Origin of the sequence: Streptomyces bluensis (genome assembly GCF_014650715.1) — a bacterium.
In the GTDB taxonomy this organism is placed as follows: Bacteria; Actinomycetota; Actinomycetes; order Streptomycetales; family Streptomycetaceae; genus Streptomyces; species Streptomyces bluensis.
Genome location: NZ_BMVM01000031.1, coordinates 66,005 through 74,058 on the forward strand (window position 1 = coordinate 66,005; position 8,054 = coordinate 74,058).

Sequence of the window (8,054 nt, forward strand, 5' to 3'; positions counted from 1 at the left end):
TACGTCAGAGGTATCGGCCCGGCGGGCGCCTGTCCGTTTTCGTCACCCTTTCGTCAGCGAGTCGACTCGCCCGTCTCCAGCACACCGGCCGCTCACCGGGGGACCGGCACGGGGCTGAAGGGCCCCTAGGGCAGCACCGCGAAACCGTCGAGTTCGACCAGGGCACGCTCGTCCCACAGCCGTACGACCCCGACGACGGCCATCGCGGGATAGTCACGGCCCGCCAGCCTCCGCCAGATCCGCCCGAGCCCGGAGACGTGTGCGCGGTAGTCGGCGACATCGGTGGCGTAGACCGTGACGCGGGCGAGGTCGGCCGGAGTGCCGCCGGCGGCCTCCAGTGCCACCAGCAGGCCGGTGAGCGCCCGCTCGAACTGCTCCGGGAGCGTGTCCCCGACGATGTTGCCGTCGGTGTCGAGCGCGGTCTGGCCCGCCAGGAAGACCACCCGGGAGCCCGTGGCGACGACCGCGTGGGAGAAACCCGTGGCCGGGGACAGGTCGGGCGGGTTGATGCGCTCGGCGCTCATGAGACGTGCCCGTCCTTCGTCAACTCCCTCGTCGGCTTCTGCGTCACTTCCTTCGTCAACTCCTTCGCGATGATGTCCCGTTGGACCTCGCTCGCCCCCTCGTAGACCCGGGGGGCGCGCACCTCCCGGTACAGGTGTTCCAGCAGGTGGCCGCGGCGCAGGGCACGGGCGCCGTGGAGCTGGACCGCCGCGTCCACGACGTACTGGGCGGTCTCGGTGGCGAACAGCTTGGCCATGGCGGCGCGCTTCGGGACGTCCGGGGCCCCCTCGTCGTAGGCCGTCGCCGCCGCGTACACCATGAGACGTGCCGCCTCCGTCCGTACGGCCATCTCGGCGACCTGGTGGGCCACGGTCTGAAGGTCCTTCAGCTTGCCCCCGAAGGCGCTGCGTTCGGCCGTGTGCGTGAGCGTGGCGTCCAGGGCCGCCTGCGCCATGCCGACCGCGAAGGCGCCCACGCTCGGCCGGAAGAGGTTCAGGGTGCCCATGGCGACCCGGAACCCGCGGTCGGGCTCGCCGAGGACGTCGTCCGCCGTGACCGGTACCGCGTCGAAGCCGAGGGCCCCGACGGGGTGCGGGGAGAGCATGTCGAGGGCGGTGCCGGTGAGGCCGGGGCGGTCGGCGGGGACGAGGAAGGCGGTGACGCCGCGGGCGCCCGCCTCGGGCGTCGTGCGCGCGAAGACGGTGTAGAGGTCGGCTTCGGGGGCGTTGGAGATCCAGCACTTCTCGCCCGTGAGCCGCCAGCGGCCCGGGCCGTCCGGCTCCGCCCGCAGGGCCAGCGCCGCGGCGTCCGAGCCCGCCCCCGGCTCGCTCAGCGCGAAGGCCGCCACCGCCGTGCCCGCAGTCACCTCGGGCAGCCAGCGGGCGCGTTGGGCCCCGGTGCCGTACGCGTGCACAGGATGGGCGCCCAGGCCCTGCAGGGCGAGCGCGGTCTCGGCCTCCGTGCAGGCGTACGCGAGGGACTCCCGCATCAGGCAGAGGTCGAGCGCGCCGGAGGTGAACAGCCGCTCCAGCAGCCCGAGTCGGGCGAGTTCCACGACGAGCGGGCGGTTGACGCGGCCCGGCTCGCCCTTCTCCGCCAGGGGCCTCAGCCGCTCCGCCGCCAGGGCGCGCAGTTCGGCGCACCGGGCGAGTTGGGCTGGTTCGAGCGAGAATGCGGTCATCGCCGGTCCTCTCACCTGAGGGCGGATCACCTGGGGGGCAGGTCACCTGTGGGGCGGGTCCTCACCCGACCGTATCGCGGACCATTGACTGTCGTCACCAACCCGATACGCTCCTGGTGCGAGCCCACCACCGCCAAGGGGGCGAACCGCCATGGAGACCAAGGACCTCGGTGAGAAGGACCCCGGTGAGGGCGTACGGCCGGCGCCCTCGGCCCACGCGGACTCCTTCGCCCGCGACCACCTCCCGCCCCCCGACCAGTGGCCCGAACTCACCTTCGACCTGCCGGAGCTGTGCTACCCGGCCCGTCTCAACTGCGCCGCCGAACTGCTCGCCACGACCGACCCCGGACGTCCGGTCTTCCACACCCCCTCCGGCGTCACCTGGACGTACGGCGAACTCCGCGCCCGTGTCGACCGCATCGCCCACACCCTGACCACCGCCCTCGGCGTCGTCCCCGGCAACCGGGTCCTCCTGCGCGGCCCGACCACACCCTGGCTCGCGGCCTGCTGGCTGGCGGTACTCAAGGCGGGCGCGGTCGCCGTCACCGTGCTGGCGCAGGCACGATCGCACGAACTCGCGACCATGTGCCGGATCGCCCGCGTGGACCTGGCGCTGTGCGACGTACGGTCGGTCGACGACCTCGCGAGGGCCGGGGTGCCCGGCCTGCGGATCACGACGTACGGCGGTGACGCGCCGGACGACCTGCTGCGTCTGCCGGCGCCCGACGGGCCGTTCGAGGCGGTCGACACGGCCGCCGACGACGTCGCGCTGATCGCGTTCACGTCCGGAACGACCGGCCGTCCCAAGGGGTGTGTGCACTTCCACCGCGATGTGTTGGCCATAGCGGACACCTTCTCGAAGCATGTGTTGAAGCCACACCACGAGGATGTCTTCGCGGGCAGTCCGCCCCTCGGGTTCACCTTCGGGCTCGGCGGGCTCGTCGTCTTCCCGCTGCGGGCGGGTGCCAGTTCCTTACTGCTCGAACAGGCGGGTCCCCGGCAGTTGTTGCCCGCGATCGCCGAGCACCGGGTGTCGGTGCTGTTCACCGCGCCGACGGCCTACCGGGCGATGCTGGAGGAACTCGACGGAACGGATGGGCGGGCCCGGCACGACGTGTCGTCGCTGAGGCGCTGTGTCTCGGCGGGCGAGAACCTGCCCGCGACCACCTGGCGGGCCTGGCACGAGCGCACCGGGCTGCGGATCATCAACGGCATCGGCGCCACCGAACTGCTGCACATCTTCATCTCCGCGGCCGACGAGCACATCAGGCCCGGTACGACCGGCGTTCCCGTACCGGGGTGGCACGCGCGCGTGCAGGACGCCGGCGGCTCGCCCGTGCCGGACGGCGAACCCGGACTGCTCGCGGTGCGCGGGCCGGTGGGCTGCCGGTACCTCGCCGATCCGCGGCAGCGGCAGTACGTGCGGGACGGCTGGAACGTCACCGGGGACACGTACGTCCGCGAGCCCGACGGCTACTTCCGCTATGTCGCGCGCGCGGACGACATGATCATCTCGGCCGGGTACAACATCGCGGGTCCGGAGGTCGAGGACGCCCTGCTGCGCCACCCGGACGTGGTCGAGGCGGCGGTGGTGGGGCGGCCGGACGAGGCGCGGGGTCAGGTCGTCGTGGCGTACACGGTGCTGAGGGCGGACGCACCACGGGACGCGGCGGCGCTGCGCACGTTCCTCAAGGCCGAACTCGCGCCCTACAAGTGCCCGCGCGAGATCGTCTTCCTGGACGCGCTGCCGCGCACGGTGACCGGAAAAGTACAGCGGTTCAAGCTGCGCACCGGTGACGACCAGCGGTGATGACCAGCAGCAGTGATGCCGAAGATCTAAAATGATCAACGTGTCCGATCAGCACGCCCCCCGCTCCCTCATCGTCACCTTCTACGGCGCGTACGGTCGCTCCATGCCCGGCCCGGTGCCCGTGTCCGAGCTGATCCGGCTCCTCGCCGCGGTGGGCGTCGACGCGCCCTCCGTACGGTCGTCCGTGTCCCGGCTGAAGCGGCGCGGACTGCTCGTGCCGGCCCGTACGGCGACCGGGGCGGCCGGGTACGCGCTGTCGCCGGAGGCACGGCAGCTGCTCGACGACGGCGACCGGCGCGTGTACGCCACCCAGCCGCCCCCGGTGGACGAGGGCTGGGTGCTGGCCGTGTTCTCCGTACCGGAGCCCGAGCGGCAGAAACGGCACGTGCTGCGCTCCCGGCTGGCCGGGCTCGGCTTCGGCACCGCGGCCCCCGGGGTGTGGATCGCGCCGGCCCGCCTGTACGAGGAGACCCGGCACAGCCTGGAGCGGCTGAGGCTCGACCCGTACGTGGACCTGTTCCGCGGCGATCACCTGGGCTTCGCGCCGACGGTCGATGCGGTGGCCCGCTGGTGGGACCTGGCCGCGATCGCCAAGGAACACGAGGCGTTCCTCGACGGCCACGCGCGCGTGCTGCACGACTGGGAGGGCCGGGAGGACACCCCTGCCGAGGAGGCGTACCGCGACTACCTGCTGGCCCTGGACTCGTGGCGGCACCTGCCGTACGTGGACCCCGGGCTGCCGTCCGCCCTGCTCCCCGCCGACTGGCCGGGCGTGCGCTCGGCGGCCGTCTTCCGGGCGCTGCACGAGCGGTTGAGGGACGCGGGAGCGGTCTTCGCCGGAGTCGATCAGGCACCGGGAGCACCGGCAGCGACCCGCCAAACCTGACCCGGGTAACGATGTGGTGAACTCAGGGATACCTTAGATTTCTCCTTCCGTGTTCTCAGAATTCTTACTTAGCATCACGACGCATGAATCTGATGCGCAATCTGAACCGGGCGCTCACCGCCACCACCGGCCTCCAGGTCCGCAAGGCCGCCCCGGCCACGCCCGACCGGCCGAAGAAGGCCGCGGCGCCCAAGCCGGCCGCGAAGAAGCCCACGGCGGTGTACCGATGTCCGGGCCCCGAGGACCTCGCGACGGACCGGCTGCTGCGGCAGCCGGTCTTCATCATGTCTCCGGTACGTTCCGGTTCCACCCTGCTGCGGATGCTGCTGAACGCGCACTCGCGGCTGCACGCGCCGCACGAGCTGCACATACGCCGGCTTGAGGTCGGCTACGGCAGCAAGCTGTCGCAGAAGGCCATGAGCGCGCTGGACCTGGAGCGCGGCGACCTGGAGCACCTGCTGTGGGACCGCGTCATGCACCGCGAACTGGTGAAGTCGGGCAAGGACTTCATCGTCGAGAAGACGCCGAGCAACGCCTTCGTCCACCAGCGCATCAAGGACTGCTGGCCCGACGCGCGCTTCGTCTTCCTGCTGCGCCACCCCGTCTCCATCGCCCGGTCCTGGCACGAGGGCGATCCCGACAAGCGCACGTACGAGGAGGCCACGGCCGACGCGCTGCGCTACATGAAGGCCGTCGAGAGGGCCCGCGAGGGCATCACCGGCGGGCACACCGTGCACTACGAGGACATCACCGCCGACCCGGAGAAGGAGATGCGGCGGCTGTGCCTGTTCCTCGGCATCGACTTCGAGCCGACCATGCTCGACTACGGCAAGAAGGACGACACCCAGGTCGTCAAGGGCCTCGGTGACTGGCGCGACAAGATCAGGACCGGCACGGTCCAGGCCGGCCGCGCGCTGCCCTCCGAGGACGAGATCCCGGAGATCCTCCGGCCCCTGTGCCAGGCCTGGGGTTACAGCGAGTGAAGCCGCACGCCGAGATAGCAGAGGTCTGGCCGCGCGACGGACGCATCAGGCTCGTCGGACGCCTCCACGGGCTGCCCTCCGACAAGGCCGCCGGCCCCGCGGTCACCTGGCGGCTGGTCGTCACCCGCCGCGCCCATCCCGACCAGCGTCTGCGCTACGAGCTCCGCGTCCAGGGCGACCGCTTCGAGGGCGAACTGCCCATCGCCGACCTCGCCACGGCCGACCACGCGGCCGTCGAGGAGTGGGACATCCACCTCAGCGACGGCGCGGCGGAACTGCGCGCCGGGCGCCGGCTCGACGACGTACGCGGCAAGAAGCAGATCTTCGTGTATCCGGAGCAGCGCACCGGGAACCTCAGCGTGCGCCCCTACTACACGGTCAAGGACAACCTGTCCGTGGAGTCCCGTACCGGAGGTGCGGCATGAGCGACCACCGCCCCCTCCCCAGAGTCCGCTATCTGCTGCTGCACGCCTACGGGCGCGGCGGCACCATCCGTACGGTGATGAACCAGGCCAACTCCCTCGTGGCCGCGGGCTGGTGCGTCGAGATCGTGAGCGCGGTGCGCCGCCGGGACGACATCCAGTTCCCGCTCGACCCGCGGGTGCGCGTCTCCACGGTCGTCGACCTTCGGGAGGACGCCTACACCCCGCCGTCCGGCCTCATGGGCCGCTGGCGCGACCGCCGCCGCGGCAGGCTCCTCGACGAAGCCCCTCGGTACATCCCGGCGGGCGAGTTCGGCTACCGCTACTTCAACCGGTACGTCGAGGACCGGCTCATCGCGTACCTGGGCGCGTTGACCGACGGCATCCTCGTCACCACCCGCCCCGCGCTGAACTTCCTGGCCGCCGAGCACGCCACGAACGGTGTGGTCCGTGTCGCCCAGGAACACATGAACCACGGCACCCACAAGCGGGATGTGCAGAAACGCATCCGCGAGACCTACCCACGCTTCGACGCGGTCGCGGTGCTCACCGAGCGGGACCGCGACGAGTACGAGGAGCTGCTGCCGGGCACCCGGGTCGTACGCATCCCCAATGCCGTGCACTCGCTCGACCAGGTGCCCGCCAACCCGCGGGCGAAGATCGCGGTGGCGGCTGGGAGGCTCTTCCCGCAGAAGGGCTTCGACATGCTGATACGGGCCTGGGCGAAGCTTGTGGAAACGTTTCCCGAATGGCAGTTGAGGATTTACGGAAGCGGCGAGAAGAAAGCGGAACTTCGGACTCTGATCGAGGAGCACCACCTCTACAATCACGTGTTCCTGATGGGTCACACCGACCGCCTGGACGACGAACTGGCGAAGGCCTCGTTCTACGTGCTGAGTTCCCGCTTCGAGGGGCTGCCGATGGTGATGATCGAAGCCATGAGCCACGCGCTGCCCGTGGTGAGCTTCGACTGTCCGACCGGCCCCGCGGACGTCCTCACGCACGGGGTCGACGGTCTGCTGGTGCCGCCGGAGGACCCGGACGCGCTCGCCGACTCGATGGCCAAGCTGATGGCCGATGAGAAGCTGCGCGCGGACATGGGTGTCGCGGCGGTGCTCACGGCCTCGTCGTACGGGCCGGACGCCGTGCACCCGCGTTGGGAAGCCCTCTTCACCGACCTCCACGGACAACGGCACCCGAGCGGTGCAGCCGCGAAAGGACAGCGCGCATGACCACCACCCCCAGGGCTCAGGGAGCCACCGTCTGGCTCACCGGGTTGCCGAGCGCGGGCAAGACCACCATCGCCCGCATCCTCGCCGGGCGCCTGCGGTCGGAGGGACACCGCGTGGAGGTCCTCGACGGTGACGAGATCCGCCGCTTCCTCTCCGCCGGCCTCGGCTTCTCCCGCGAGGACCGCCATATCAACGTGCAGCGCATCGGCCTGGTCGCCGAGGTACTCGCCCGCAACGGCGTCCTCGCCGTCGTCCCCGTCATCGCGCCGTACGCCGACAGCCGTGAGGCGGTGCGCAAGCGCCACGACGCGAGTGGGACGCCGTACATCGAGGTGCACGTGGCGACCCCGGTGGAGGTGTGCAGCCAGCGGGATGTGAAGGGCCTGTACGCGCGCCAGGCCGCGGGCCACCTCAAGGGCCTGACCGGCGTCGACGACCCGTACGAGGCGCCGGTCGATCCGGCGCTGGTGCTGCACACCGAGTCGCAGACGCCCGAGGAGTCGGCGAACGCGGTGCACGCGGTGCTGGCGGGGAGGGGTCTGGCATGACGGCGGAACTCACCGAACGCACCTTCGCTCTGTCGCACCTGGACGCGCTGGAGTCCGAGGCGGTGCACATATTCCGTGAGGTGGCGGGCGAGTTCGAACGGCCGGTGATCCTGTTCTCCGGCGGCAAGGACTCCATCGTCATGCTCCACCTGGCACTGAAGGCCTTCGCACCCGCCGCGATCCCCTTCTCCCTGCTCCACGTCGACACCGGCCACAACTTCCCCGAGGTCATCGACTACCGGGACCGGACCGTGGAGAAGCACAGCCTGCGCCTGCACGTGGCCTCCGTGCAGGACTACATCGACCGCGGCGTCCTGCGCGAACGGCCCGACGGGACACGGAACCCCCTCCAGACCGTGCCCCTGACCGAGAAGATCCAGTCCGAGCGGTTCGACGCCGTCTTCGGCGGCGGCCGCCGCGACGAGGAGAAAGCGCGGGCCAAGGAACGGGTCTTCTCGCTGCGCGACGAGTTCTCCCAGTGGGACCCCC

The 8,054-nt window shown here is 71.0% G+C and carries 9 protein-coding genes; 7 read left to right on the forward strand and 2 right to left on the reverse strand.

What is annotated here, in order from left to right:
- Window positions 1-125: 125 nt before the first annotated feature.
- Both IE262_RS37920 and IE262_RS37925 read right to left on the reverse strand, forming a co-directional pair.
- Window positions 126-524, reverse strand: a complete 399-nt coding sequence (locus IE262_RS37920; RefSeq protein ID WP_189880128.1) for a RidA family protein — start codon at window positions 522-524, stop codon at window positions 126-128.
- Window positions 521-1,684, reverse strand: a complete 1,164-nt coding sequence (locus tag IE262_RS37925; protein ID WP_189880131.1) for an acyl-CoA dehydrogenase family protein — start codon at window positions 1,682-1,684, stop codon at window positions 521-523. The genes IE262_RS37920 and IE262_RS37925 overlap by 4 nt, the downstream gene beginning before the upstream one ends.
- A gap of 151 nt (window positions 1,685-1,835) precedes the next feature.
- Between IE262_RS37925 and IE262_RS37930 the strand changes: the two genes are divergently transcribed.
- The 7 genes from IE262_RS37930 to cysD all read left to right on the forward strand — a co-directional run.
- Window positions 1,836-3,494, forward strand: a complete 1,659-nt coding sequence (locus IE262_RS37930; protein ID WP_308432846.1) for an AMP-binding protein — start codon at window positions 1,836-1,838, stop codon at window positions 3,492-3,494.
- A gap of 31 nt (window positions 3,495-3,525) precedes the next feature.
- The gene (locus IE262_RS37935) at window positions 3,526-4,380 is read left to right on the forward strand and encodes a PaaX family transcriptional regulator (RefSeq protein ID WP_189880133.1); all 855 of its coding nucleotides are present in this window, start codon (window positions 3,526-3,528) and stop codon (window positions 4,378-4,380) included.
- An 83-nt stretch (window positions 4,381-4,463) separates the two neighbouring features.
- Entirely contained in the window at window positions 4,464-5,363 is a 900-nt protein-coding gene (locus IE262_RS37940; protein WP_189880134.1) for a sulfotransferase family protein, read from the forward strand.
- On the forward strand, window positions 5,360-5,788 hold the full coding sequence (locus tag IE262_RS37945) for a hypothetical protein (RefSeq protein WP_134043415.1): 429 nt from the start codon (window positions 5,360-5,362) through the stop codon (window positions 5,786-5,788). The genes IE262_RS37940 and IE262_RS37945 overlap by 4 nt, the downstream gene beginning before the upstream one ends.
- Window positions 5,785-7,017, forward strand: coding sequence for a glycosyltransferase family 4 protein (locus IE262_RS37950; protein WP_189880136.1), 1,233 nt, complete (start codon window positions 5,785-5,787; stop codon window positions 7,015-7,017). The genes IE262_RS37945 and IE262_RS37950 overlap by 4 nt, the downstream gene beginning before the upstream one ends.
- Window positions 7,014-7,565 carry an adenylyl-sulfate kinase gene (gene cysC, locus IE262_RS37955; RefSeq protein ID WP_134040644.1) on the forward strand — a complete coding sequence of 184 codons (552 nt, stop codon included), beginning with the start codon at window positions 7,014-7,016 and terminating at the stop codon, window positions 7,563-7,565. Before IE262_RS37950 ends, cysC begins: the two co-directional genes overlap by 4 nt.
- Window positions 7,562-8,054: sulfate adenylyltransferase subunit CysD (gene cysD / locus IE262_RS37960; protein ID WP_189880138.1), on the forward strand; the 493-nt coding region annotated here is incomplete at its 3' end. The genes cysC and cysD, both read left to right, overlap by 4 nt.

Bases quoted from the DNA above. Each gene is read 5' to 3' on its own strand.
- IE262_RS37920 (WP_189880128.1), bottom strand. From the start codon at position 524: ATGAGCGCCGAGCGCATCAACCCGCCCGACCTGTCCCCGGCCACGGGT.
- IE262_RS37925 (WP_189880131.1), bottom strand. From the start codon at position 1,684: ATGACCGCATTCTCGCTCGAACCAGCCCAACTCGCCCGGTGCGCCGAA.
- IE262_RS37930 (WP_308432846.1), top strand. From the start codon at position 1,836: ATGGAGACCAAGGACCTCGGTGAGAAGGACCCCGGTGAGGGCGTACGG.
- IE262_RS37935 (WP_189880133.1), top strand. From the start codon at position 3,526: ATGATCAACGTGTCCGATCAGCACGCCCCCCGCTCCCTCATCGTCACC.
- IE262_RS37940 (WP_189880134.1), top strand. From the start codon at position 4,464: ATGAATCTGATGCGCAATCTGAACCGGGCGCTCACCGCCACCACCGGC.
- IE262_RS37950 (WP_189880136.1), top strand. From the start codon at position 5,785: ATGAGCGACCACCGCCCCCTCCCCAGAGTCCGCTATCTGCTGCTGCAC.
- cysC (WP_134040644.1), top strand. From the start codon at position 7,014: ATGACCACCACCCCCAGGGCTCAGGGAGCCACCGTCTGGCTCACCGGG.